At 71.0% G+C, this 24,365-nt stretch carries 23 protein-coding genes; 13 read left to right on the top strand and 10 right to left on the bottom strand.

What is annotated here, in order from left to right:
* Positions 1 to 34 precede the first annotated feature (34 nt).
* The 3 genes from KBX26_RS23225 (at position 35) to KBX26_RS23215 (ending at position 3,819) form a co-directional block, all read left to right on the top strand.
* Complete coding sequence (locus KBX26_RS23225) at positions 35 to 787, top strand: YidC/Oxa1 family membrane protein insertase (protein ID WP_210866418.1); 753 nt, start codon at positions 35 to 37, stop codon at positions 785 to 787.
* Positions 788 to 859: 72 nt separating this feature from the next.
* Positions 860 to 2,269 (top strand): carbohydrate-binding protein, encoded by a 1,410-nt coding sequence (locus KBX26_RS23220; RefSeq protein ID WP_210866417.1) that lies wholly within the window; start codon positions 860 to 862, stop codon positions 2,267 to 2,269.
* A gap of 149 nt (positions 2,270 to 2,418) precedes the next feature.
* Positions 2,419 to 3,819 carry a chitinase gene (locus KBX26_RS23215; protein WP_210866416.1) on the top strand — a complete coding sequence of 467 codons (1,401 nt, stop codon included), beginning with the start codon at positions 2,419 to 2,421 and terminating at the stop codon, positions 3,817 to 3,819.
* Between the two features lie 50 nt (positions 3,820 to 3,869).
* Here the strand turns inward: KBX26_RS23215 and KBX26_RS23210 are convergent, their stop codons facing one another.
* Together KBX26_RS23210 and KBX26_RS23205 are read right to left on the bottom strand one after the other, a co-directional pair.
* On the bottom strand, positions 3,870 to 4,541 hold the full coding sequence (locus KBX26_RS23210; protein ID WP_030333084.1) for a DedA family protein: 672 nt from the start codon (positions 4,539 to 4,541) through the stop codon (positions 3,870 to 3,872).
* A gap of 57 nt (positions 4,542 to 4,598) precedes the next feature.
* On the bottom strand, positions 4,599 to 5,213 hold the full coding sequence (locus KBX26_RS23205) for a DUF1349 domain-containing protein (RefSeq protein ID WP_210866415.1): 615 nt from the start codon (positions 5,211 to 5,213) through the stop codon (positions 4,599 to 4,601).
* A gap of 57 nt (positions 5,214 to 5,270) precedes the next feature.
* Between KBX26_RS23205 and KBX26_RS23200 the strand changes: the two genes are divergently transcribed.
* Positions 5,271 to 6,923, top strand: coding sequence for an alpha-amylase family protein (locus tag KBX26_RS23200; protein ID WP_210866424.1), 1,653 nt, complete (start codon positions 5,271 to 5,273; stop codon positions 6,921 to 6,923).
* A 105-nt stretch (positions 6,924 to 7,028) separates the two neighbouring features.
* Positions 7,029 to 7,787 carry a 3-oxoacyl-ACP reductase FabG gene (gene fabG, locus KBX26_RS23195; protein ID WP_210866414.1) on the top strand — a complete coding sequence of 253 codons (759 nt, stop codon included), beginning with the start codon at positions 7,029 to 7,031 and terminating at the stop codon, positions 7,785 to 7,787.
* 52 nt (positions 7,788 to 7,839) lie between these two features.
* On the opposite strand, the gene KBX26_RS23190 is transcribed toward fabG, so the two are convergent.
* The 3 genes from KBX26_RS23190 to KBX26_RS23180 all read right to left on the bottom strand — a co-directional run bounded on the left by KBX26_RS23190 (position 7,840) and on the right by KBX26_RS23180 (position 9,128).
* On the bottom strand, positions 7,840 to 8,256 hold the full coding sequence (locus KBX26_RS23190) for a hypothetical protein (RefSeq protein WP_210866413.1): 417 nt from the start codon (positions 8,254 to 8,256) through the stop codon (positions 7,840 to 7,842).
* Entirely contained in the window at positions 8,249 to 8,626 is a 378-nt protein-coding gene (locus tag KBX26_RS23185) for a hypothetical protein (RefSeq protein WP_374224321.1), read from the bottom strand. The genes KBX26_RS23190 and KBX26_RS23185 overlap by 8 nt, the downstream gene beginning before the upstream one ends.
* A gap of 139 nt (positions 8,627 to 8,765) precedes the next feature.
* Positions 8,766 to 9,128: a cupin domain-containing protein gene (locus KBX26_RS23180; RefSeq protein ID WP_210866412.1), complete on the bottom strand. Its 363-nt coding sequence runs from the start codon at positions 9,126 to 9,128 to the stop codon at positions 8,766 to 8,768.
* Between the two features lie 315 nt (positions 9,129 to 9,443).
* Here KBX26_RS23180 and KBX26_RS23175 point away from each other — a divergent pair, with 315 nt between their 5' ends.
* Complete coding sequence (locus KBX26_RS23175; protein WP_210866411.1) at positions 9,444 to 10,343, top strand: Gfo/Idh/MocA family protein; 900 nt, start codon at positions 9,444 to 9,446, stop codon at positions 10,341 to 10,343.
* 149 nt (positions 10,344 to 10,492) lie between these two features.
* On the opposite strand, the gene KBX26_RS23170 is transcribed toward KBX26_RS23175, so the two are convergent.
* Positions 10,493 to 10,684 carry a DUF2795 domain-containing protein gene (locus KBX26_RS23170; RefSeq protein ID WP_030333097.1) on the bottom strand — a complete coding sequence of 64 codons (192 nt, stop codon included), beginning with the start codon at positions 10,682 to 10,684 and terminating at the stop codon, positions 10,493 to 10,495.
* A gap of 128 nt (positions 10,685 to 10,812) precedes the next feature.
* Here KBX26_RS23170 and KBX26_RS23165 point away from each other — a divergent pair, with 128 nt between their 5' ends.
* The gene (locus tag KBX26_RS23165; RefSeq protein WP_210866410.1) at positions 10,813 to 12,069 is read left to right on the top strand and encodes an erythromycin esterase family protein; all 1,257 of its coding nucleotides are present in this window, start codon (positions 10,813 to 10,815) and stop codon (positions 12,067 to 12,069) included.
* Positions 12,070 to 12,132: 63 nt separating this feature from the next.
* Here KBX26_RS23165 and KBX26_RS23160 read toward each other — a convergent pair whose 3' ends face one another.
* The 3 genes from KBX26_RS23160 to KBX26_RS23150 all read right to left on the bottom strand — a co-directional run bounded on the left by KBX26_RS23160 (position 12,133) and on the right by KBX26_RS23150 (position 15,445).
* A complete protein-coding gene (locus tag KBX26_RS23160; RefSeq protein WP_210866409.1) occupies positions 12,133 to 14,370 on the bottom strand; it encodes an MMPL family transporter in 2,238 nt (745 codons plus the stop codon).
* Positions 14,370 to 14,957 (bottom strand): TetR/AcrR family transcriptional regulator, encoded by a 588-nt coding sequence (locus KBX26_RS23155; RefSeq protein WP_051708568.1) that lies wholly within the window; start codon positions 14,955 to 14,957, stop codon positions 14,370 to 14,372. Before KBX26_RS23155 ends, KBX26_RS23160 begins: the two co-directional genes overlap by 1 nt.
* 101 nt (positions 14,958 to 15,058) lie before the next feature.
* A complete protein-coding gene (locus tag KBX26_RS23150; RefSeq protein WP_051708596.1) occupies positions 15,059 to 15,445 on the bottom strand; it encodes a helix-turn-helix domain-containing protein in 387 nt (128 codons plus the stop codon).
* Positions 15,446 to 15,567: 122 nt separating this feature from the next.
* Between KBX26_RS23150 and KBX26_RS23145 the strand changes: the two genes are divergently transcribed.
* From KBX26_RS23145 to KBX26_RS23125, 5 genes are read left to right on the top strand one after another with little or no spacing between them, the layout of a single operon-like run.
* The gene (locus KBX26_RS23145) at positions 15,568 to 17,052 is read left to right on the top strand and encodes an MFS transporter (RefSeq protein ID WP_307857886.1); all 1,485 of its coding nucleotides are present in this window, start codon (positions 15,568 to 15,570) and stop codon (positions 17,050 to 17,052) included.
* A gap of 31 nt (positions 17,053 to 17,083) precedes the next feature.
* The gene (gene ligD / locus KBX26_RS23140) at positions 17,084 to 18,043 is read left to right on the top strand and encodes a non-homologous end-joining DNA ligase (RefSeq protein WP_210866407.1); all 960 of its coding nucleotides are present in this window, start codon (positions 17,084 to 17,086) and stop codon (positions 18,041 to 18,043) included.
* 60 nt (positions 18,044 to 18,103) lie between these two features.
* Positions 18,104 to 18,553, top strand: coding sequence for a helix-turn-helix transcriptional regulator (locus tag KBX26_RS23135; protein WP_030333111.1), 450 nt, complete (start codon positions 18,104 to 18,106; stop codon positions 18,551 to 18,553).
* A 5-nt stretch (positions 18,554 to 18,558) separates the two neighbouring features.
* Positions 18,559 to 18,969 (top strand): VOC family protein, encoded by a 411-nt coding sequence (locus KBX26_RS23130; protein WP_030333113.1) that lies wholly within the window; start codon positions 18,559 to 18,561, stop codon positions 18,967 to 18,969.
* Positions 18,970 to 18,998: 29 nt separating this feature from the next.
* A complete protein-coding gene (locus KBX26_RS23125; RefSeq protein WP_210866406.1) occupies positions 18,999 to 21,380 on the top strand; it encodes an excinuclease ABC subunit UvrA in 2,382 nt (793 codons plus the stop codon).
* A 63-nt stretch (positions 21,381 to 21,443) separates the two neighbouring features.
* On the opposite strand, the gene KBX26_RS23120 is transcribed toward KBX26_RS23125, so the two are convergent.
* Entirely contained in the window at positions 21,444 to 22,070 is a 627-nt protein-coding gene (locus tag KBX26_RS23120; protein ID WP_030333116.1) for a TetR/AcrR family transcriptional regulator, read from the bottom strand.
* A 122-nt stretch (positions 22,071 to 22,192) separates the two neighbouring features.
* On the opposite strand from KBX26_RS23120, the gene KBX26_RS23115 reads away from it, so the two are divergent.
* Positions 22,193 to 24,319, top strand: coding sequence for an ABC transporter permease (locus KBX26_RS23115; RefSeq protein WP_210866405.1), 2,127 nt, complete (start codon positions 22,193 to 22,195; stop codon positions 24,317 to 24,319).
* The last annotated feature ends 46 nt before the right edge of the window (positions 24,320 to 24,365 follow it).

Raw genomic sequence — 24,365 nt, 5'->3', positions numbered from 1 at the left:
AGGGCCTCACCGGAATCGGACCGAGGGGTTTCCCATGCTTGCCTTCGCACCACTGCACGACGTTGTCGGCGCTGCCGGCAGCGCGCTGTCCTGGCTCACCGAGCTGCTAGAACCGTTGGCCGGCGGCGCGGCGACCGCCGCCGCCATCGTGCTCTTCACCATCGCCGTCCGGCTGCTGATCTCGCCGCTGACCGTCGCGCAGGTCCGCGGCGAGCGGCGTCGCGCGGCGCTCGCCCCGCAGGTGCGCGACCTTCAGCAGCGGTACGCCGACGACCCGGCGACGCTTCAGCGCGAGGTGTTCACGTTGTACCGCGAGGCCGGCGCGAACCCGATCGCCGGCTGCCTGCCGTTGCTCCTCCAGGCGCCGTTCCTGCTGGTGTTGTACCGGTTGTTCAGCACCAGCGAGGGTGGCACCGGGTTGCTGGACGAGCGGTTGGCCGGGGTGCGGCTGGGTCACCATCTCAGCGACGGGCTGACCGGGGCGGCCGGGCCGCTGTTCGGCGTACTGCTCGTGGTGTTGCTGGCGGTGGCCTGGTGGTCGTCGCGGCGGGCCCGCCGGGCGTCGGCGGCGGTGGGCACGGTGGCCGGTACGCCGACCGAGGGGCCGGGTGCGGCCACGCTCGGCCGGTTGCTGCCCCTGCTGCCGTTCACGACGGTGCTGGTGGCGCTGGTGCTGCCGCTCGCCGCGGTGATCTACCTGGTGACCACCAGCGTCTGGTCGGCCATCGAGCAGGCGGTGCTCCGCCGCCCGCAGGCAACTCCGACTGCCGACATAGATCGACGTTGACAACTGTGTGGACGGGACGTACAACTCTGAGAGAGCGCTCTCTCGATCCGTCCCCCGCAGAGAGGCACGTCCATGCCACCTCCCTCAGCGGCCCCCGCCGCCCCACTCGTCCGACGTCGGCTGCGGCTGGCCTCCGTCCTGCTCGTCGCCACCACCACCGTCCTGGCCGCCGCCACCGTCACCGCGCAGGCGGCCGTGCCGTCACCCCCGGCCGGCTGGAGCACGGTCTGGAGCGACGACTTCACCGGCGCGGCCGGCAGCCTGCCGTCGTCCGCCAACTGGATCATCGACACCGGTCACAGCTATCCCGGTGGCCCGGGCAACTGGGGCACTGGCGAGATCCAGAACTACACCGCCAGCACCGCCAACGTCAGCCACGACGGTGGCGGCAACCTGCGGATCACGCCGCTGCGCGACAGCGGTGGCGGCTGGACCTCCGCCCGGATCGAGACCGTGCGCAGCGACTTCAAGGCCCCGGCCGGCGGCGTGCTGGCCATCGAGGGCCGAATCCAGATGCCGAACGTCACCGGTGCCGCAGCTGCGGGCTACTGGCCGGCGTTCTGGGCGCTCGGCGCGCCCTACCGGGGCAACTACCAGAACTGGCCGGGCATCGGTGAGTTCGACGTGATGGAGAACGTCAACGGCATCAACTCGGTCTGGGGCGTGCTGCACTGCGGCGTCGCACCGGGCGGGCCGTGCAACGAGTCCAACGGCCTCGGCGCGTCCCGGGCCTGCCCGGGCGCGAGCTGCCAGTCCGCGTTCCACACCTATCGGTTCGAGTGGGACGCCTCGATCAGCCCGCAACAACTGCGCTGGTACGTCGACGGGCAGCTCTACCACACCGTCACGTCCAGCCAGGTCGGTGCGTCCGCCTGGTCGCAGATGACCTCGCACGCGGGCTACTTCCTGCTGCTCAACGTCGCGATGGGTGGGGCCTTCCCGAACGGCGTGGCCGGCAGCGGCACGCCGACCCCTGCCACCGTCCCAGGGCGGCCGATGCTCGTCGACTACGTGGCGGTGTACCAGCGCGGCGGCGGCAGCACCCCGCCGCCCACCACGCCGCCACCCGGCGGCACGAGGGACGCGTACGCGCAGATCCAGGCCGAGTCGTTCAATGCGCAGAACGGCGTGATCGTGGAGGCGTGCTCCGAAGGCGGGCAGAACATCGGGGCGCTGCGTAACGGGGACTGGGTTCGCTACGACAACGTCGAGTTCGGCTCCACCTCGGCGCGGGACTTCGTGGCGCGGGTGGCCTCCGGCGCGGGCAGCGGGGTGAGTGGCCTGGTGGAGGTACGGCTGGACAGCCCGACTGCCACGCCGATCGGCAGCTTCGCGATCGGCAACACCGGCGGCTGGCAGAGCTGGCGCTCGGTGCCCGGCAACGTGGGAGCAGTGACCGGTCGGCACTCCGTGTACCTGACCTTCACCAGTGGCCAGCCGAACGACTTCGTCAACGTCAACTGGTTCACCTTCCGCCGCTGACCGGGGTGTCCCGGGCCGCCCGTCGCGATGGTCACGCGACGGGCGGCCCGCGCATCCGTGTCGACCCCTGGACAGAAACAGTTAACTGTCTTAATAATTAGCGCCAACGTTGACGTCCATAAATGCCCGCCCCGGGCCCGGAGGGTCGCATGAAACGCTCCAGAACCCTTGTCCTGTCCCTCGTCGCCACCCTGGTGGCGGCACTCAGTGCAGCCTGGGTGGCGCTGCCCGCGTACGCCGCCGGAGTCACCGCCAGCTTCGTCAAGACCGCCGACTGGGGCTCCGGTTGGGAGGGGAAGTACACCATCACCAACGGCGGCGGCTCGACCATCAACGGCTGGAGCCTCACCTTCGACCTGCCGTCCGGCACCACACTCGGCAGCTACTGGGACGCGTTGCTCACCTCCGCGGGCCAGCGGCACACCTTCACCAACCGGTCCTGGAACGGCGTCATCGCCCCGGGTGCCTCGGTCTCCTTCGGTTTCCTGGCCGGCGGCTCCGGCTCGCCGAGCGGCTGCCAGCTCAACGGCGCGGCCTGCGGCGGCGGCACCCCGCCCACCACGCCGCCGCCCACCCCCCCACCGCCCACCACCCCACCGCCCACCACGCCGCCGCCGACCACCCCGCCGCCGACCGACCCGCCCACCGGTGACCTGCCCAAGCACCTGCTCACCGGCTACTGGCACAACTTCGACAACCCGGCCGTCGAGCTGCGGCTGCGCGACGTGCCCGCCGAGTACGACCTGGTGGCCGTCGCCTTCGCCGAGGCCACGTCGACACCCGGCGCGCTCACCTTCGGCATCGACCCCGGGCTCGCCGCGTCGCTCGGCGGCTACACCGACGCGGACTTCACCAACGACGTCCGCACCCTGCACAGCCGGGGCAAGCGGGTGATCCTCTCGGTCGGCGGTGAGACCGGCCGGGTCACCGTGAACGACGCCGCGTCAGCCACCGTGTTCGCCGACACGGCCGCCGCGCTGATCGCCCGGTACGGCTTCGACGGGATCGACATCGACCTGGAGAACGGCCTCAACCCGACGTACATGGCGCAGGCGCTGCGCGCGTTGCGAGCCAAGGTCGGGTCGAGCTTGATCATCGCGATGGCCCCGCAGACGATCGACATGCAGAACCCGGCCGGCGGCTACTTCAAGCTGGCGCTCGACATCAAGGACATCCTCACCGTCGTCAACACCCAGTTCTACAACTCCGGGGCGATGCTCGGCTGCGACCAGAACGCCGCGTACGGCCAGGGCACCGTGAACTTCATCGTCGCGTTGGCCTGCATCCAGTTGGAGGCCGGGCTCCGCCCCGACCAGGTCGGCCTCGGCCTGCCCGCCGGAGCGGGTGCGGCCGGTGGCGGCATCGTCGCGCCCAGCGTCGTCAACGCCGCCCTGGACTGCCTGGCCCGGGGCACCAACTGCGGCAGCTTCCGCCCGCCGCGCACGTACCCCGGCATCCGGGGCGCGATGACCTGGTCGGTGAACTGGGACGTCAGCAACGGCAACGGCTTCGCCAACACGGTGGGCCCACACCTGGACACTCTGCCCTGACAGCCCAGGCTGACGCTTGTTCACAAGTCAGCGGTAACCGGTAGCTCGGATCAGCGGCCGGCGGTCACCGACCGCCGGTCGCCGCGCTCCCGACGCTTGCGGACCTTACGGATCACCCAACTGACCACCATGACGACGAAGACGGCGCCGATCGCGTAGTTGAACCAGTCGCTGTAGCGCGCGACGTCCTGCCAACGGCTCCCGAGCGCGTAACCGGCGCCCACGATGAGACCGTTCCACACCCCGCTGCCGATGGTGGTGAGCAGGATGAATTCGCCCAGCGGCATCCGGTTGGCCCCGGCCGGCACGGAGACCAGGCTGCGGACCACCGGCACCACCCGGCCGATCAGCACCGCCCACCGACCGTGCCGCTCGAACCACCTGTCGGCCCGCTCCAGGTCGTCGCTGTCCACCAACGGGATGCGGTCCAACCAGCGCTTGAGTCGATCCTCGCCGAGCGCCGCGCCCAGCCAGTAGAGCACCAACGCGCCGACCAGCGAGCCGACCGTCGCGGCCAGCACCACCACCACGACGTTGAACTGACCCTCGTGCGCCAGGAAACCGGCGAGCGCCAGCACGACCTCGCTGGGGATCGGCGGGACGATGCTCTCCAACGCCACCAGCAGCGCCACGCCGACCGGGCCCATCGCCTCGATCACCGAAGCCACCCAGCCGGTCAACCCGGTGAACTCGGACGGGTCGCCAGCCTGGGCGTACGCCATTGTCGTCCTTCCGCGTCGGTGCTCGGGATCGTACGGTCATACCCACCGGAGCGGTCGTTACACCTCGGGGTGCAGGGCGGTGTCCGCCGGCCCCTGCCGCCAGCCGGTGAACACCACTGTCAGCCCGGCGCGCGACGGGGCGCAGCAGAAGGGCCCGGCCACCGCGTCCGCCGCCGGATCCAGCGGGACGAGCCGGACCAGTCGCCACGGCTCGTCGTCGACCCGGGCGCGGACGGTCAGCGCGTCGCCGGCCCGGCTGACCCGGACGGTCACCTCCCGACCCGCCCACTCCGGCACCGGCCCCACCGACCAGTCGGAGAACTCCCTGGTCACCACCGCGCCGAGCTGCACCTCCCCGTCGCTGATCTCGACGCCGGCCTTGGTCCAGGTGCGCTCGTCAACGCGGACGAACGCACCGGCCTGGTCGAACTGCGCCGAGAAGTCGAGCCGGAAGCTCACCTCCATGGCGGTGTCCACCGGCAGCGGTGCCAGCAGGGCCGGTCCGTTGTCGTGGACGAAGCCGTAGCTGGTCCTGCGCCAGAAGTCGCTGTCCGCCGCCGGCTCGACGAGCAGCTCACCGGCCGGGCCCTCCTCGACGCGTACCGGCGGGTGCAGCCAGGCACCCCGGGACCAGTCCAACGGTTCGCTCGGCGGTACCAGGTCGTTTCCCATGACAGGCACGATAACCAAGGGTTTGCCGCGGTGATCGATCGGAGATGTTTCTCCGGCATGGGTGACCGTTGGTATTCCGAAGCCGTCGTCTACTGCCTCGACATCGACACGTACGCCGACTCGGACGGCGACGGGGTCGGTGACATCCGTGGGTTGATCGGGAGGCTGGATTACCTGGCCCGGCTCGGGGTCACCTGCCTGTGGTTGCACCCGATCCACCCGTCACCGAACCGCGACGACGGCTACGACGTCACCGACTTCTACAACGTGGACCCGCGCTTCGGCACCCTCGGCGACTTCGCCGAGCTGCTGCACCAGGCGCAGAACCGGGGCATCCGGGTGATCATCGATCTGGTAGTCAACCACACCTCCGACGAGCACCCGTGGTTCCAGTCCGCCCGCTCGTCGCCGGACTCGCCGTACCGGGACTGGTTCGTCTGGTCCGACACCGAACCGGACGACCGGCACCAGGGCATGGTCTTCCCCGGCGAGCAGAAGGAGACCTGGAGCTACGACCGCACCGCCAAGGCGTGGTTCTACCACCGGTTCTACAAGTTCCAGCCCGACCTCAACTTCGCCAACCCGCAGGTCCGGGCCGAGGTCAAGAAGATCATGTCGTTCTGGCTCCAGCTCGGTGTCTCCGGCTTCCGAATGGACGCGGTGCCGTTCATCATCGAGCTGACCGAGCCCGGCAACGCGAACTCACCGAAGGACTTCGAGTTCCTCACCGAGCTGCGCCAGCACGTCCAGTGGCGTCGCGGTGACGCCGTCCTGCTGGCCGAGGCGAACGTCGAGCCGGACCAGCTACCGACGTTCTTCGGCGACGCCAGCGGCTCCGGCAACCGGATCCACATGCTCTTCGACTTCATGCTCAACGGCCGACTCATGCTCGCCCTCGCCCGGCAGGACCCGGAGTCGCTGATCGAGGCGTTGCGCGACACCCCGAAGTTGCCGGTCGGCGGGCAGTGGGCCACCTTCCTGCGTAACCACGACGAGATCGACCTGTCCCGGCTCACCACCGAACAACGCAACCAGGTGTACGCGCAGTTCGGCCCGGACGAGAACATGCGCATCTACGACCGGGGCATCCGTCGCCGGTTCGCCCCGATGCTCGGTAACGACCGGCGGCGCATCGAGCTGGCGTACGCCCTGCAGTTCTCGATGCGCGGCACGCCGGTGCTGCGCTACGGCGAGGAGATCGGGATGGGCGAGGACCTGTCGCTGCCCGGTCGGGAGGCGATCCGTACCCCGATGCAGTGGTCGTTCCAGCCGAATGCCGGCTTCTCCACGGCGGACCCGGAGAAGCTGGTCCGTCCGGTGATCGACAAGGGTGAGTTCGGCTACCAGAACGTCAACGTCACCGCCCAGCGGGGCGACCCGAAGTCGCTGCTCGGCTGGTTCGAGCGCATGATCCGTACGCTGCGGGAGGCTCCGGAGATCGGCTCCGGCTCGACGACCCACATCGACGTGGCGATGCCGCCCGGAGTGCTCGCGCACCGGGCCGACGGGTCGACGGGCACGATGGTCTTCGTGCACAACCTGGGCACCGACGACGTGGAGGTCGACCTCAGCAGTCTCGAGCCGGAGGCGGACCAGCCGACCGACGTGCTCGCCGACCGTGGCTACGGCGAGCTGGGCAAGCTCGGCGCGGTGAAGGTCTCCGGCCACGGATACCGGTGGATCCGGCTCTGCCGGGGCCGGGGCTTCTGAGGCACGGCGATCCGGTGTGTCGTGGATCCGGCCATGGTCGTCACCGATAACTAGCAGTGGAAGGTTAAGCTCCTTCGATCGACCCCACGTTACCGGGAGGTAATCATGTCGGAGGAGCCCCGCGTCGCCATCGTCACCGGAGCCGCACGCGGCATCGGCGCGGCCACCGCCCGGCGGCTGGCCGCCGACGGAATGGCCGTCGCCGTGGTCGACATCGAGGAGGCCGCCACCAAGGAGACGGTGGACGCCATCGCCGCCGCCGGCGGCCGGGCGCTCGGGGTGGGCGCCGACGTCTCCGACCGCGACCAGGTCGAGGCGGCGGTGGCCCGGATCGCCGCCGAGCTGGGCGCGCCCACCGTGCTGGTCAACAACGCCGGAGTGCTGCGCGACAACCTGCTGTTCAAGATGACCAACGCCGACTGGGACACGGTGATGGGAGTGCACCTGCGCGGCGCGTTCCTGTTCAGCCAGGCCGCCCAGAAGCACATGGTGGACCGCAGGTGGGGGCGGATCGTCAACCTCTCCAGCACCTCCGCGCTGGGCAACCGGGGCCAGGCGAACTACGCCGCCGCCAAGGCGGGTCTGCAGGGCTTCACCAAGACGCTCGCCATCGAACTGGGTCCGTTCGGGGTGACAGTGAACGCGGTAGCACCCGGTTTCATCGTCACCGACATGACCGCCGCCACCGCCGCCCGGATGAAGGTCGACTTCGACGACTTCCAGAAGCACGCCGCCGCCGAGATCCCGGTCCGTCGCCCGGGTCGGCCGGAGGACGTCGCGCACACCATCTCGTTCCTGGCGAGCGAGGGTGCCGGCTTCGTCTCCGGTCAGGTCATCTACGTCGCGGGCGGCCCCCGGGACTGACCCGCGCTGCCGACGAGGGCGCTCCGCTCGGCGGGACGCCCTCGTCGCCGGGTCAGGCCGGCGCGCGGCGGGTGCGCCAGAGCCAGAGCAGGCCGAGCACCGGCAGCACCAGCGGGATGTAGCCGTACCCGCTGCCGAACCCCGACCAGACCGTCTCGTCCGGGAACAGCTCCCTGTCGACCAGGCTCAGAATGCCGACCGCGACCACCCCGACCAGTTCCACGGAGCAGCATGCCAGCGCGACCCGCCGGCCGGCGTGCCCGGCGCGGGCCAATCCCATCGCCGCCACGATGTAGATGAGCGCGGCCACCCCGGAGAGCAGGTACGCCACCGGGGCCTCGTCGAACTTGGTGGCGATCTGCAGGCCGGCCCGACTCGTCGCCGCGATCGCGAAGAGCAGGTAGACCGCGATCAACAGCCGACCCGGGCCGGAGTTCGTACGCCGGGGGGCCTGCTCCGTCTCAACCACCGAGCACCTCCCAGGTCTGCTGCAACCGGACCACCACCACCGGGGCCACCAGGCAGACCGCACACACGATCGCCGAGCCCCAGCGGGTCGGTTCCATCCGGGCCAGCACCCAGGCCAGTGGCGGCAGGCACACCAGCGTGACCAGGTAGCCGAAGAAGGCGCCGGGCTCGCCGGGCCGCTCCCCGCCACCGACCGCGACGAGCGCCAGCACTGTCAACACCAGCAACGCCACTTCGAGTACGGCCAGACCGACGAACTGCACCCGGTCCGGCGGCCGGTGGCGTACCGCCGCCACCAGCGCCCACACCGCGACGAGCAGCGACAGCACGATCGGTACGGTCGCGACGAGCCCGTCCACCGGCGAATTCACCGGATCCACCCGGTCGTTGCCTCGGTCACCGGCACAGCCTACTAACCGTCGTAGTAAGCGGGTGCTCTGCCTCTCCGCGTGTGACGAGGGCCCGTCGAGGCGTCTTCCCGGTTCGTGTTCCCCCGCCTTCCGGTGGGCGTCAGTCGCCGGCCGGCAGCCAGTAGACGGAGACGGCGACGAGCGGGTCCGGTCCGTCGTTGCGAATCTGGTGCGGCACCCTGCTCTCGAACGCCGTGACGTCCCCGGCCCGCAGCACCGCCGTCTGGTCGGCGAACGTCAACGTCCCGGTTCCGGACACGATGATCCACACCTCGCGGGACCGATGGACATCGAGGTCGTTGGACGTGTTCGGGGCCACCGACCAGCGCGCGACCTCGAACGGCGCGGGCGCCGTCGACGGGAACGGCAGCAGCGCGCGGTGCACGGGGCCGCCCTCGGCGAAGTCGTACCAGTGGGCAAACGTCACGGCGCCGCTGGTCGCCGCTGGATTCGTCGTTGGCATGTCGTCGACACTGCCGCGCCACCCCCCGGGGTGTCTGGCGGCAATCGGACCTGACGTCGGCGAGAGCGCGCGGACGGTGTCGTCCGGGAGCGCACGGGCGGGGGCGTCCGGGATCGCGCGGACGGTGCCGTCAGGCCACCGGCGTTGTCGGTGCACCGGCGTCTGCCGTCAGCCGGCGGTTGGCGCGACGGCGTCCCCGAAACGAAGGTGGGCTGCTTCGATTGGTCGAACCCGCCGCCGGCATGGCCGCCGGGGCGACTAGCGTGGATCACGTCCGTGGCGTTGCCGCGGTGCGGGGAAACAGCGGAGGTACACGTGCGGTTCGGTTTGTTCGGCACCGGTCACTGGGCGATCGAGACGCACGGGAAGGCACTGCACGCCCATCCCGACGCGGAGTTGGTCGGGGTGTGGGGTCGCAACCCGGAGCGGGCCTCCGCGCTGGCCGAACGGTACGGGGTGCCCGCCTACGCCGACGTCGACGCGCTGATCGAGCAGTGCGAGGCGATCGCCGTCGCCCTGCCGCCCGACATCCAGGCCGACATCGCGGTCCGGGCGGCCCGCGCCGGCCGGCACCTGCTGCTGGACAAGCCGCTGGCGCTCAGCGTGGCCGACGCCGACCGTGTCGTGGCCGCCGCCGAGGAGTCCGGGGTCGCCTCGGTCGTCTTCTTCACCCAGCGGTTCCAGCCGAACGTGACAGCGTTCCTCGCCGCCACCGCCGCCGCCGGGGGCTGGCAGCACGGTCGGACCACCGCATTCGCCTCGATCTTCCAGGACGGCAGCCCGTACGGCGGCTCGTTGTGGCGTCGGGAGCACGGAGCGCTCTGGGACATCGCCCCGCACGCCCTGTCGATCCTCCTGCCGGTGCTGGGTCGGGTGACGCAGGTGGCGGCGATGAACGGACCGAGCGGGATGGTGCACCTGCTGCTCACCCACGAGGGCGGTGCCACCAGCAGCGCCTCGCTCTCGCTGGATGCCCCGACCGAGTCGATGGCCCGGGAGTTCGTGTTCTACGGCGAGAACGGCATCGAGAACGTCCCGTCCGGGGAGAACGACCCCGCCACCGCGTTCGGCGTCGCCATCGACCAACTGATTGAACAGGTGCGCGCCGGCACCCGGGACCACCGCTGCGACGTCCGCTTCGGCCGCGAGGTCGTGACCATCCTCGCCGCCGCCGAAACCGCCCGCACCGAATCCCGCACCATCCAGATCCCCTAACCGAACCCGAACCCGAACCCCGCCCTTGCCCTGCCCTTGCCCCACCCCTGTTGATCAAGAGGTTTGCGTCACGACACGCGGTACGGCATGACGCAAACCTCTTGATCACCGAGGTCGGTGGGGTGGGAGGTCGGTGGGTGGATGGGGGGTTAGGTGGGGGTGGGTAGGGCGGCGTTCAGTTCGTCGGGGGAGTTGAACTGCTCTGGGGGCAGCGCCTGCAGCATCTGCAGCAGGGCCGTGCTGGCGCCGTTCTCCTGACCCCAGCGGATCAGGTCCTCCCGCGAGACCGGGTAGTCGAGCCCGGCCAGGTACTCCTGCAACTGCACGCCGGTGACGGTCATGTCGGCCGGCTACCCGATCGCGATGGTCGTACACCGGTGTGGTTGGCACCCACCACGGCCCGGCGGCCGGCGTGTCGGCCCGCGACGCGCCCACGGTTTGCCGCAGCGGCGGCCGGGTAGCCGCTGGCATGCTGGTTCAGCGGCTCGGCGCGCCGAGCGATTTCGACCCGTTGCTGGAGCGCGTTCGCAACGCCCGGGTGGTGATGATCGGTGAGTCCACCCACGGCAGTTACGACTACTACCGGTTGCGTGAGCAGCTCACCCGCCGGCTGATCGCGGAGTGCGGGTTCTCCTTCGTCGCCGTGGAGGGTGACTGGCCCGACTGTGATCGGGTGCACCGGTCGGTGACTGCCGCGCCGGGCGGCGCGCTCGAACCGCAGCTCGCGCTCGCCGAGTTCGAGCGATGGCCGACCTGGATGTGGGCCAATGCCGAGGTGGCCCGGTTCGCCAGCTGGCTGCGGGCCTGGAACGTGGAGCGGCCGGAGGAGCAACGGGCCGGGTTCCACGGGCTCGACGTGTACAGCCTCTGGGAGTCGATGCAGGCGATCTTCGACTACCTGGGGGAGGAGGACCCGAAGTCGCTGGAGGCGGCGCAGGACGCGTACCGGTGCTTCGAGCCGTACGGCAAGAGGGTCGAGGAGTACGGCGCGGCCAGCCGGTTCGTCTCGGCCCGCTGCGAGGAGGAGGTCGTCCGGTTGCTCGCCCGGACCCGCGAACACGCCCTCTCCGACGGCCCGGACCGCTTCTCGGCCTGGCAGAACGCGGAGGTGGTGGCCGGCGCGGAGCGCTACTACCGGGCAATGGTGGCCGGCGGGCCGGACTCGTGGAACATCCGCGACACCCACATGCAGGACACCCTGGACCGGCTGCTGGACCGGTACGGTCCGGACTCCCGGGGCATCGTCTGGGCGCACAACACGCACGTCGGGGACGCGCGGGCCACCGACATGACCGCCGACGGGATGGTCAACATCGGTCAGTTGGCTCGGGAGCGGCACGGCGAGGACGAGGTCGTCCTGATCGGCTTCGGCACGTACCGGGGCACGGCGATCGCCGCACCCCGCTGGGGTTCGCCGGCCGAGGCGATGGTGGTGCCGCCGGCCCGGGAGGGGTCGATCGAGCGGCGGCTGCACGAGTTGATGCCGGAGCGGGCCGTGTTGATCTTCGGCGGCGACGACCAGCCGGGCTGGGTCACCGACACCGTGGACCACCGGGCGATCGGTGTCGTCTACGACCCGTCGTTCGAGTCCTGGGGCAACTACGTGCCGACCCGGATCGGTGAACGCTACGACGCGTTCATCTGGTGCGACGACACCAGCGCCCTGCACCCGCTACCGGTGCCGGCGGTCCCCGGTGAGATGGAGACCTATCCGGCGGGCGTGTGAGCAGGCGGTCAACGCAGTGGAGGTGTGGTGCCCGGCGGGCACCACACCTCCACCATCGGTGGGTCAGACGTGCGTCGGCGTGCGATCCCCGAGGTGGGTGCGCAGGCCTTCGCCCTCGATGTCCACGTTCGGCAGGGCGCGGTTGAGCCAGCGGGGCAGCCACCAGGCGCGGTCGCCGAGGAGCGACATCACCGCCGGGACGATGGTCATCCGGACCACGAACGCGTCGATGGCGACACCGATGGCGAGCGCGAAGCCCATCGACTTGATGATCGGGTCGTCGAGGAACACGAAACCGCCGAAGACGGAGATCATGATCAGCGCGGCGGCGGTGACCACCCGGGCGCCGTGGCCCATGCCGCTGATCGTGGCCTCACGCGCGGTGTCGCCGTGGACGAAGTCCTCCCGCATCCGGGAGACCAGGAACACTTCGTAGTCCATCGCCAGCCCGAACAGGATGCCGATCAGCAGGATGGGCAGGAAGCTGACCAGCGGGGCCGGGGTGTCCAGGCCAACCAGGCTCGCTAGGTGACCCTGCTGGAAGATCGCCACCGTGATGCCGAACGTGGCGGCCACGGTGAGCAGGAAGCCCAGCGCCGCCTTCATTGGCACCAGCAGCGAGCGGAACACCAGCATCAGCAGCAGCACCGAGAGCCCGACGACCAGCAGCAGGTAGATCGGCAGCGCGTCGGAGAGCTTCTCCGAGACGTCGATACCGATGGCGGTCGCGCCGGTGAGCAGCACGTCGGCGCCCTGCACCCCGCCGACCGCGTCGCGGACGTCGTGCACCAGGGTCTCGGTGGCCTCGTCGGTCGGGCCGGTCTTCGGTACCACGCCGAGCAGGGCGGTCCGACCGTCCGGGCTCAGCTGCGGCGGCGCCACCGCGAGGACGTTCTCGGTGCGCTGGATCATCGCGGTCACCTGCGGCACGGCGGCGGCGGTCGCCTGCGCGTCGTCGCCCGCCACGACCACCGCGAGCCGGCCGGTGAAGCCCGGACCGAAGCCCTCGGTGGTCAGGTCACTCGCCACCCGGGCCGGTGAGCCCTCCGTCGCCGTACTGGCGTCGGGCAGGGCCAGCCGCATGTCCGGCGTGGGCAGTGCGAGCAGGCCCAGGCCGAGCAGCGAGACCAGGATGACCGGCACCCGGAACCGGGTGACCAGTCGCGCCCAGCGGAAGCCGAACCCGGTGCGGTCCTCGATCGGGGTCGTGGTCGCGGCCGGCCGGTCGGTGACGTCCGTGTCGTCCTCGTCGGTGCCGACGCCGTCGGCCACGGTCGCGGTGGGCACGGCACGCAGCCGGCGCGGGAGCACCCGGTGGCCGGCGAAGCCGAGCAGCGCGGGCTGGAGGGTGATCGCCACGAGCACGGCGATGGTGACCGTCGCGGCGGCGGCGAGACCCATCACGGTCAGGAACGGAATGTTCACCACGGCCAGGCCGGCGAGGGCGATGACAACAGTGGCGCCGGCGAAGACCACCGCGGAGCCGGCGGTGCCCACGGCCCGGCCGACCGCCTCCTCGGGGGACATCCCTTCGAGCAGGTTCTGTCGGTGCCGGGAGGTGATGAACAACGAGTAGTCGATGCCGACGGCGAGGCCGAGCATCAGCGCCAGGATCGGCGCGGTGCTGGTCAACTCGATGACACCGCTCAGCGCGAACAGCCCGGCCATGCCGACGCCCACGCCGATCAGCGCGTTGAGCATGGTCATCCCGGCGGCCACCAGGGAGCCGAACGTGATGATCAGGACGATCGCGGCGACCAGTACGCCGATCGCCTCGGTGGAGCCGATCTCCGGCTCGCCGCCGAGCACCTCGCCACCCGGGGCGACCTGCCAACCCTTGGCCTCGACGGCGGCACCGACCTCCTCGTACGCGGTGCGCTGCTCGTCGGTCACCTCGTCGCCGCCGGTGGCGAACTGGACCTGGACCAGCGCGTACCGGCCGTTGGGTGAGACCGCGCCGACCTGGAGCGGGTTGACCGCGCCGACCACGCCGGGCAGCGCCGAGGCCTCCTGGACCAGTTCCTGCACCACGGCCTGGCCCTCGGGGGTGCCCAGTTGACCGTCGGCCGGGGCCTTGACCGCGATGGTGCCGGTGGCGCCGCTGGCCGCGGGGAACTGCTCGCTGAGCAGGTCGAGCGCGCGCTGGCTCTCGGTGCCGGGCATGGTGAAGTTGCTCGCCGTCGGGCCGCGCAGGGTCGCCGCGGCCAGGCCGGCGACGACGAGTACGACGAGCCAGAGCGCGACGACGAGCCGTCGCCGGCGCAACGCGCCCCGGCCGAGCCGGTAGAGCAGGGTGGCCATCAGGAGTCCTTGTCCTCGGTCGTGGGTTGTTGGGGCAGGGCCGCGTCGACGGGTTCGACGGCCCGTCGGACGAGGGTGAGCAGGGCGGAGCGCAGGTCGTCGTCGGTGATGTCGGCGAACTCGCCGCACGCCTCGGAGATCCCGGCTAGCAGCACCAGCGCGGCGATCCGCGCGCCCGGCCGGTCGGAGTGACCGGCCAACGCGTCGCGCAGCCGGTCGGAGATCTGCTGGATGTGCGCGAAGGCCGGCTGGCACAGCAACTCCGGGAACTCGCCGCGGAGCACGGCGATCTCCCGCCGGAACCGGACCGCGAGGTCGACGAAGCCCTCTGCGGCGACCTCCTGGGCGGCCGTTCCGGTCAGGCCGGTGAGCCGGTCGTCGAGGTCCCGCAGCACGCCGATCGCCGGAGCCATCAGCTCGGCGAGAAGGGCTTCCTTGTTGGCGAAGTGGTAGAGCACGGTGGCCTTGGAGCAGCCGACCTCACGGGCGATGTCCTGCAGGGAGGTGCCCCGGTAGCCGGTCACCGTGAACTGCCGCGCCGCCGCGGCGAGAATCTCACCGTGCGTGTCGGGTACCGCTCTGGCCATGCCCGGTCCACCTCCCGCAACCCAGCATGCCTGACCGATCGGTCAGCCCCTGACCGATCGGTCAGACTGAGGCGGTGGCGTTCACCACACCCCCTGCGGGTTTATCCGGTGTGCTGGGCGTCGTACCTGGTCCGCGCCTCGGCGATGGCCCGGCGGTGCCGCTCGGCCCAGTTGGTCAGCGCGACCAGTGACTCGTAGAGCTCCAGCGCCATCGGGGTGGCGACGTATTCGACCTTGGGCGGGACGGTCGGGTGGACGGTGCGGTGCAGCAGGCCGTCCCGTTCGAGGTTACGCAGTGTGAGCGTGAGCATCCGGCGGCTGATGCCCTCGATGTGCCGCTCCAGTTCGGTGAAACGCACCGGGCCGTGCGAGGCGGACACCAGGATGCTGATGCTCCATTTGCCGCCGACCCGGTCGAGCACCTCGCGGACGGTGCAGGCGCGGGCCTGCCCCTCGGTGAACGGCACGTTCTGGGGTGCGCAGGTCAACTCGGCCTCGACCTGCGCGGACACATCGCTGTTCCTCTGGGACACAACAGTGCCTCCTTCCGCTCCGGTTCATGGTCACAGACGATGACCTCGGTAACAAACCGTGCACCAAGGAGGTTCTCGTGGAACGTGTCGTCCCAGCCCGTTGGCCGGCGCTGCTGGTGCTCTGCGCCGGCAGCCTGATGATCATTCTGGATGGCACAGTCGTCGCGGTGGCGCTGCCCGCCGTGCAACGCGACCTGGGCTTCACCGCCGCCGGCCTGGCCTGGGTGGTCAACGCCTACCTGGTCGCGTTCGGCGGACTGCTGCTGCTCGCCGGCCGGCTCGGCGACCTGCTGGGCCGACGGCGGGTCTTCCTGGCCGGCGTCGCGCTGTTCACAGCGGCCTCGCTGGCCTGCGCCGTCGCCACCGGGCCGACCCTGCTGGTCGGCGCGCGGTTCGGGCAGGGCGTCGGCGGCGCCCTGGCCATGGCGGTCAGCCTCGGCATGATCGTCCGGCTCTACCCCGAACCGGCCGAACGGGCCCGGGCCATCGCCATCTTCAGCTTCACCGGCGCGGCCGGCGCGTCGGTCGGCACCGTCGCCGGAGGGGTGCTCACCCAGGCCGCCGGGTGGCGGACGATCTTCCTGGTCAACGTGCCGATCGGGGCGGTCATCCTCATCGCTGCCCTCCGCCGGCTCCCGGCCGAGCGGGGGATCGGCCTGCGGGCCGGCCTGGACGTGCCCGGCGCGCTGCTCGCCACCGCCGGTCTGATGGCCGCCGTGCTGGGCATCGTGGGGACGGGCGAGCACGGCTGGACCAGCCCTCGGACGCTCGGCGCGGTGGCCCTCGCGGCGCTGCTGCTCGGCGGGTTCGCGCTGCGGCAACGGGTGGCGCCGACCCCGCTGGTGCCGCCCCGGGTGCTGCGGGTCAGGGGTCTGGTGGCGGCGAACGCGGTGCAGTTCCTGATGGTCTGCGCGTACTTCGGATTCCAGTTCCTGCTCGCCGTGGAGCTGCAACTGGTGCTGGGGCTGGACGCCGCCGCGACCGGCTGGGCCTTCCTGCCCACCCCGGTCGTGATCGCCGTGGTCTCGCTCGGTCTGGCCGGTCGGCTGATCGCGCACTGGGGTGCCCGCAGGGTCCTGCTGGTCGGGCTCGTCCTGGCGACCGTCGGCTTCCTCCTGCTCGCCCGGCTGCCCGTCGACGGCGGCTACGTCGCCGACGTACTCCCCGCGATGCTGTTCTTCGGCGTGGCCGGCGGCCTGACCCTGCCGGCGGTCACCACACTGGCCATGGCCGGCGCCACCGACACGGACGCCGGGCTCGCCTCCGGCCTGGCCAACACCACCCAACAGGTCGGCGGCGCGGTCGGTCTGGCCGCGCTGGCCACACTGGCCGCCGCCCGCAGCGACGGGCTGCGGGCGGCCGGCTGGGCCGAGGCCGCCGCGCTCGCCGGCGGCTACCGGACCGCGTTCACCGTGGCCGCCGGTCTCGTTCTCGCCGCGTGGCTGGTGGCGCTGACCGCGGTGCCCCGACCGTCGGCCGGGCCGTCGTCGGCCGCCGATCCGTCCGACCGCGCCGCGGCGGGTACCGGAACCGATCCGTACCGAAGCGCCGCGTCCGGTTGACCGGCGGCGGTCCGGCCGGGAGGGTGGTCGGGTGAGCGAGGCTGACGAGACCCGGGACGGGGTGGCCCTGACCAACCTGGACCAGCCGCTGTCCGACCGCGACGACGCGACAAAGCGTGACCTTGTCGACTACCTCGACGCGGTCGCGGACCGGATCCTCCCGCACCTGCGGGGCCGGCCGCTGTCGGTGATCAGGGTCCGCCCCGGCCAGCCGCCGTTCATGCAGAAGAACCTGCCCCGGTACACCCCGGACTGGGTCCGCCGGGCAGCGGTCTGGGCGGAGGCGTCGCACCGGGAGATCTCGTACGCCCTCTGCGACGACCGCCGCACCCTGCTCTGGTTCGCCAACCAGCGGGCGGTGGAGTTCCACCCGACGCTGGCCACCACGGCGGATCTGCACCGCCCGACCCACCTGGTCCTCGACCTCGACCCGCCGGACGGCGACGGGTTCCGCGCGGCTGTCGACGCGGCCCTGCTGGTGCGCCAGGCGCTCGCCGACGCCGGCCTGGCCGGTGCCGTCAAGACCAGCGGCGCCAAGGGGGTGCACGTCTTCGTGCCGGTGACCGACGAGCCAACGGCCGAGGAGTTGGCGGCCGCCACCAGGGCGCTCGCCGTCCGCGCCGAGCGGCTCGATCCGGCGCTGGCCACCACGGCGTACATCAGGGAGGACCGGGGTGGCCGGGTCTTCGTGGACGCCACCCGGGCGGGCGGGGCGACAGTGGCCGCCGCGTACAGCCCCCGGCTGCGCCCCGGGATGCCGGTCTCGTTTCCGGTCGACTGGGCCGACCTGCCCGACGTGAGGCCCGCCGACTTCACCATCCGCAGCGCGCCCGCACTGCTCGCCGACGGCGACCCGTGGGCCGCGCTGATGCCCGCCCCGCAAGCGCTCCCCGCCGACCTGGTCACCGAGGGTCGGACCATCCCGGTGGCCCGGGTGCAGGCCATGCACGAGGGGAAGCGCCGGGCGCGCGCCCGCCGCGAGGCCGGCTGACCGGCTCGCCCGCGTGGCGGCGGCGGCCGCTTGTCGGTGGGCTGTGGCACGATTTTCCTGGTGAGCAGCAAATCCGACGCGACGCAGCGACTCGACGACCTCGCGCGGCTGCGCAAGGTCCGCGACCGGATCGACCGGGAGTACGCGCAGCCGCTGAACGTGGAGGCGCTCGCTCGTGGCGCGCACATGTCGGCCGGCCACCTGAGCCGCGAGTTCCGCCTCGCCTATGGCGAATCCCCGTACAGCTACCTCATGACCCGACGCATCGAGCGGGCGATGGCCCTGTTGCGCCGTGGCGACCTGAGCGTCACCGACGTCTGTTTCGCTGTCGGTTGCTCCTCGCTGGGCACCTTCAGCACCCGTTTCACCGAGCTGGTCGGCGTGCCGCCGAGCGTCTACCGGCGGCGGGCGGCACAGGCGACGGCCGGGATGCCGTCGTGCGTGGCCAAGCAGGTGACCCGACCGGTCAGGAATCGAGAAGCGCGCGCCACCGAGCCGCAACTAGCGTGACCAGCATGGACATCACCATTCACTCCAGCTTCCTTCCGCACACCGACCCGGAGGCCTCCCTGGCCTTCTACCGCGACGTCCTCGGCTTCGAGGTCCGCCTCGACGTCGGGTACGAGGGGATGCGGTGGATCACGGTCGGGCCGGTCGGTCAGCCCAGCACCGCCATCGTCCTGCACCCGCCCACCGCCAACCCGGGCATCACCGACGACGAGCGGCAGACCATCCTCGAACTGATGGCCAAGGGCAGCTACTTCGGCGTCAACCTGGCCACCACCGACCTCGACGCCACCTTCGCCAAGCTGGAGGCCAGCGACGCCGAAGTGGTCCAGGAGCCGACCGAGCAGCCGTACGGCGTGCGCGACTGTGCCTTCCGCGACCCGGCGGGCAATATGATCCGCATCCAGGAAGCGCGCTGAGTCCCGCGCCCTCGACAGATGGAGACACGATGAGCACGGCCAGCCAGCCGTCCGCGCCGCACGTCGCCGACAGTCACGACCTGATTCGCGTGCAGGGCGCGCGGGTGAACAACCTCAAGGACGTCAGCGTCGAGATCCCGAAGCGCCGGCTGACCGTGTTCACCGGGGTCTCCGGCTCCGGCAAGAGCTCGCTGGTGTTCGGCACCATCGCGGCCGAGTCGCAGCGGATGATCAACGAGACCTACAGCGCCTTCGTGCAGGGCTTCATGCCGACGCTGGCCCGGCCCGAGGTCGACCTGCTGGACGGCCTGACCACCGCGATCATCGTGGACCAGGAGCGGATGGGCGCCAACTCCCGCTCCACCGTCGGCACGGCCACCGATGCCAACGCGATGCTGCGCATCCTGTTCAGCCGGCTCGGGCAGCCGCACATCGGCCCGCCCAACGCGTACTCCTTCAACGTCCCGTCGGTGAAGGCGACCGGTGCGATCACCGTCGAACGCGGTGCCGGCAAGACGAAGACCGAGAAGGCGACCTTCAACCGTCTCGGCGGCATGTGCCCGCGGTGCGAGGGCATGGGCGCGGTGACCGACATCGACCTGTCGGCGCTCTACGACGACAACCTCTCGCTCAACGAGGGCGCGATCACCATCCCGGGCTACAGCATGGAGGGCTGGTACGGCCGGATCTTCCGGGGCTGCGGCTACTTCGACCCGGACAAGCCGATCGCCAAGTTCAGCAAGCGGGAGCTGCACGACCTGCTCCACCGGGAGCCAACCAAGATCAAAATCGACGGGATCAACCTGACGTACGCGGGCCTGATCCCGTCGATCCAGAAGTCCTTCCTCGCCAAGGACATCGACGCGTTGCAGCCGCACATCCGCGCCTTCGTGGAACGCGCGGTGACCTTCACGACCTGTCCCGAGTGCGCCGGCACCCGGCTCAGCGCGGAGGCCCGGTCGTCGAAGATCAACGGAAAGAACATCGCCGACGCGTGCGCCATGCAGATCAGCGACCTGGCCGCCTGGGTACGCGAGATCGAGGAACCGTCGGTGGCCCCGCTGCTGGCGGGCCTGCAACACCTCCTCGACTCGTTCGAGGAGATCGGGCTGGGCTACCTGTCGCTCGACCGGCCGTCGGGCACCCTCTCCGGCGGCGAGGCGCAACGCACCAAGATGATCCGCCACCTCGGCTCCTCCCTCACCGACGTCACCTACGTCTTCGACGAGCCGACCATCGGGCTGCACCCGCACGACATCCAACGGATGAACGAGCTGCTGCTCCAACTGCGCGACAAGGGCAACACCGTGCTGGTCGTGGAGCACAAGCCGGAGGCCATCGCCATCGCCGACCACGTCGTCGATCTCGGGCCCGGAGCCGGCACCGACGGCGGCACGGTCTGCTACGAGGGCACCGTGGCGGGCCTGCGGGCCAGTGGCACCATCACCGGCCGCCACTTCGACGACCGGGCGACGCTCAAGGAGACGGTGCGCACGCCCACCGGCAAGCTGGAGCTCCGGGGCGCCACCGCCAACAACCTCCAGGACGTCAGCGTCGACGTGCCCCTCGGGGTGCTCGTCGTCGTGACCGGCGTCGCCGGCTCCGGCAAGAGTTCGCTCGTGCACGGGTCGGTCCCGGCCGGCGCCGGCGTGGTGTCGATCGACCAGGGGGCCATCCGCGGCTCACGGCGCAGCAACCCGGCCACCTACACCGGGTTGCTCGACCCGATCCGCAAGGCGTTCGCGAAGGCCAACGGGGTGAAGCCGGCGCTGTTCAGCGCCAACTCCGAGGGCGCCTGCCCGAGCTGCAACGGCGCCGGCGTCATCTACACCGACCTGGGGATGATGGCCGGCGTCGCCGCGCCCTGCGAGGACTGCGAGGGCAAGCGGTTCCAGGCGTCGGTGCTGGAATACCGGCTCGGCGGGCGCGACATCAGCGAGGTGCTCGCGATGTCGGTGACGGAAGCCGAGAAGTTCTTCGGCGCCGGCGACGCCCGTACGCCGGCCGCGCACGCCATCCTCGACCGGCTCGCCGACGTCGGGCTCGGCTACCTGAGCCTGGGCCAGCCGCTCACCACCCTCTCCGGCGGCGAGCGGCAACGGCTCAAGCTGGCCACCCACATGGCCGAGAAGGGCGGCGTCTACGTCCTCGACGAACCGACCACCGGCCTGCACCTGGCCGACGTCGAGCACCTGCTCGGCCTGCTCGACCGCCTCGTCGACGCCGGCAAGTCGGTGATCGTCATCGAGCATCACCAGGCGGTCATGGCGCACGCCGACTGGATCATCGATCTCGGCCCCGGCGCCGGCCACGACGGCGGCCGGGTCGTCTTCGAGGGCACACCGGCCGACCTGGTCGCCGCCCGCTCCACCCTCACCGGCGAGCACCTGGCGGCGTACGTCGGCAGGTGAGCCCGCGGGGGGCGACGCGGCAACGGTCGGCCTCTCCGGGCTACCGGCGACCGGGACCGGTGATCAGCGCTCCGCTCGGCGTGGCCGGCTGATCGGGGCGCTGAGCATTCCGGTGATGGCGTCGACGAGGAAGTCGCCGACCTCGGGCCATCGCGGGTCTTCGCCGTTGCGTTCGGCGCGTGCCTCGACCTCGGCCGTCGTGGTGCTGACGATGCGGGTGATCAGGAGCGCCCGGCCGGCGACCACCTCCGGGTCGAGGTGCCGTAGCCGCGCGGCCAGTGACTCGCGCAGCTCCAGTGCCTGTGGCGTGGTGTCCTGGACTTCCTGCATGATCGGCAAAGTGGTGGGGTTGTGCAGCATGTGTTCCAGGAACCGGGCCCGCCAGCTCGGGCGCGGCAGCCGGTCGAGAACCCGCATGCTCGGCTCCACGAGGCCGCGGATGTCGCCGAGGACGGAGTCCTCGGGTGGGGGCATCCCCTCGCGTTGTTCCGCCACGTCGTGCACGTGGCGGGCCATGAGCGCCTTCAACAGGCCCTCGCGCCCGCCGAAGTAGTAGCGCACCGCCGAGTGATTGGTGTTGCCAGCCGCCTCGGCCACCCTGCGGTCGGAGACCTCGGCGACACCCGACTCGGCGAACAGCCGCTCCGCGGCGTCCAGCAGCGCGGTGCGTGCCGCGTCGGACCGCCTCATGACCGGCCCCCTCGTGTCCTCGCCCGGATGTGACTCAGGTCAACCTAGCCGGATTCCCGGTCCCGACATCCGCCGCCTACAGTTTGTAAGTCAACTGGCGTACAAACTGATCTGGAGCGTGCATGGATACCGAAGCCGTGATCGAGGCTGCCGACGTGGTGGACGGCCGCCCGCCCGGCGCGGACCGCAAGGAACAGATCATCCGTATGGTCGCCCTGTTCGTGATGCCGTTCCTCATGGTCACGATGATGTTCGCGACCTACATGTCGACAATGCACTCACCGCACCCCCGGGACATGCCGGTCGCGGTCGTCGGCAGCGGCGCCACGGCGCAGGCGGTCGTCGACGGGCTCAACGCCGGTGACAGCACCGAAGCCACCCTGGTGGCCACCCGCGACGACGCCGTCGCCCTGCTGCACGACCAGGACGCCGCCGGAGCGCTCGTCCTGCCCACCGACGGCGGTGCCAGCGCGACCATCCTCACCGCCTCGGCGGCCGGGGCCTCACAGAACGCCACCGTCCAGCAGTTGCTCGCGCCCGTGGCCGTCCAGAACAGCTGGCAGACCGCCACCGAGGACGTCGCGCCGCTACCCTCCGGTGACTCGGCCGGCATCGCGGTCCTGTTCGCCGCGATGGGCATGATGCTGGCCGGTTACGTGCCACTGAGCATCATGGTGATGGGCGTCCCCCACCTGCTGCGGCTGCGACGGTTCCTGCCCGTGCTGGCCGGCTGGTCCGCGCTCACCAGCTCGATCATCTGGCTCATCCTCGGGCCGGTCGTGGGTGCCGTCGAGGGCCACTACCTCACCTTCCTCGGCGTCGGCATGCTCGCCACCGCAGCCGTCGGCCTGGCCCAGCTGCTGCTCTCCAAACTGATCGGGCCCCTCGCGGTGCTGCCCGGCATGCTGCTCTGGGTCGTGTTCGGCATGCCCGCGTCGAACCTGGCCCTCTCCGTTCACAACATGCCCGGGTTCTTCCAGTTCCTGCATGGCGTGCTGCCGCTCCCGGCGGCCGGTGAGGCGCTGCGCTCGGTCCTGTACTTCGACGGCAACGGCCTGGGCACCCACCTGATCGTCCTGGCCGTGTGGATCGTGGCCGCCCTCGCGCTCTGCCTGCTCAAGGAGCGCAGCGCGAGCGGCAACATGATCCCCGGCGTCCCCCCGATCACCGACCCCGACTCGAAGGCCCCCGCTCTGGCCGGCGGGCCTGCGCGCTCCAAGCGATTCCGGTACGTGGCCGCGGCCGGCTTCCCGCTGGCCATCCTCGTGGTCGTCGTGGGCGCCATGGGGTTCTCCATGCACAAACCGCAACCGCACGACATCCCGGTCGTCGTGGTCGCCGCCGCCCCCGGGCAGGCTCAGCAGACCGCCGCCGGTCTTAACGCACAGCTTGACGGCATCCTCGACGTCACAGTCGCCGACACCGTGGACGAAGCCACCGAGCAGATCCGCTCCCGCGACGTGGTCGCCGCCTTCGTCCTCCCGTCGGCACCGGACACTCCCGCGACGCTGTACTCGGCGTCCGCCGCCAACGCCAGCCAGCAGTCCGCGATCCGCGCGATCTTCCAGCCGATCACCGCAGCCCAGGGCCTCCCGCTCACGCTGACCGACGTGCAACCCCTGAGCGAGACCGACACCGGCGGCAGTAACAGCATGTACGTCGGCATGTCCTGGATCATGGCCGGCTTCCTGTTCCTGGCCGTCCTGCGCGGCGGTGCCCCGCACGTGCGGCGCCTGCCCCAGTTCCTGCCGCTGCTGGGCGGCTGGGCGATCGGCATGTCCGTCTGGCTGTGGTTCCTCTTCGACGTCCTCATCGGCGCGATCACCGGCAACGCCCTGGAGATGATCGCCTACGGAGCCCTGACCATCTTCTCGGTCTCCCTGGCCACCGGAGTGCTCACCCGCACCGTCGGCCTGGCGGGCATCATCCCGATGATGGTGGTGCTGATGATGGCCGGCGTACCCGCCTCCGGCGGTGGCATGTCGGTGTACCTGGTGCCCGAGGTGTTCCGCCCTCTCCAGGACGTGCTGCCGCTGCCCGCGGCGGTCGACATCGCCCGCTCGCTGCGGTACTTCGACGGTGTCGGCGTCGGACAGAACCTGCTGGTCATCGCCATCTGGGGCGCTGTCGGGCTGGTCCTGAACCTCGTGATCGACCGCTGGCTCAAGCGCCGCTCGGACTCCGGCGGCCCGGACGCGGGTACGACACCCGAGGCGCACCCGAGGTTGGTGCCGGCCGAGGCACACTGAGCGGCACCGAGGCCCACCGCCGATCCCTCGCGATCGGCGGTGGGCT

It is taken from the genome of Micromonospora sp. C97, from assembly GCF_018070385.1.
GTDB classification, from domain to species: Bacteria; Actinomycetota; Actinomycetes; order Mycobacteriales; family Micromonosporaceae; genus Micromonospora; species Micromonospora parva.
The sequence above is the reverse complement of the archived record's forward strand: the minus strand, read 5'-3'. Positions and strand labels throughout refer to the sequence as shown.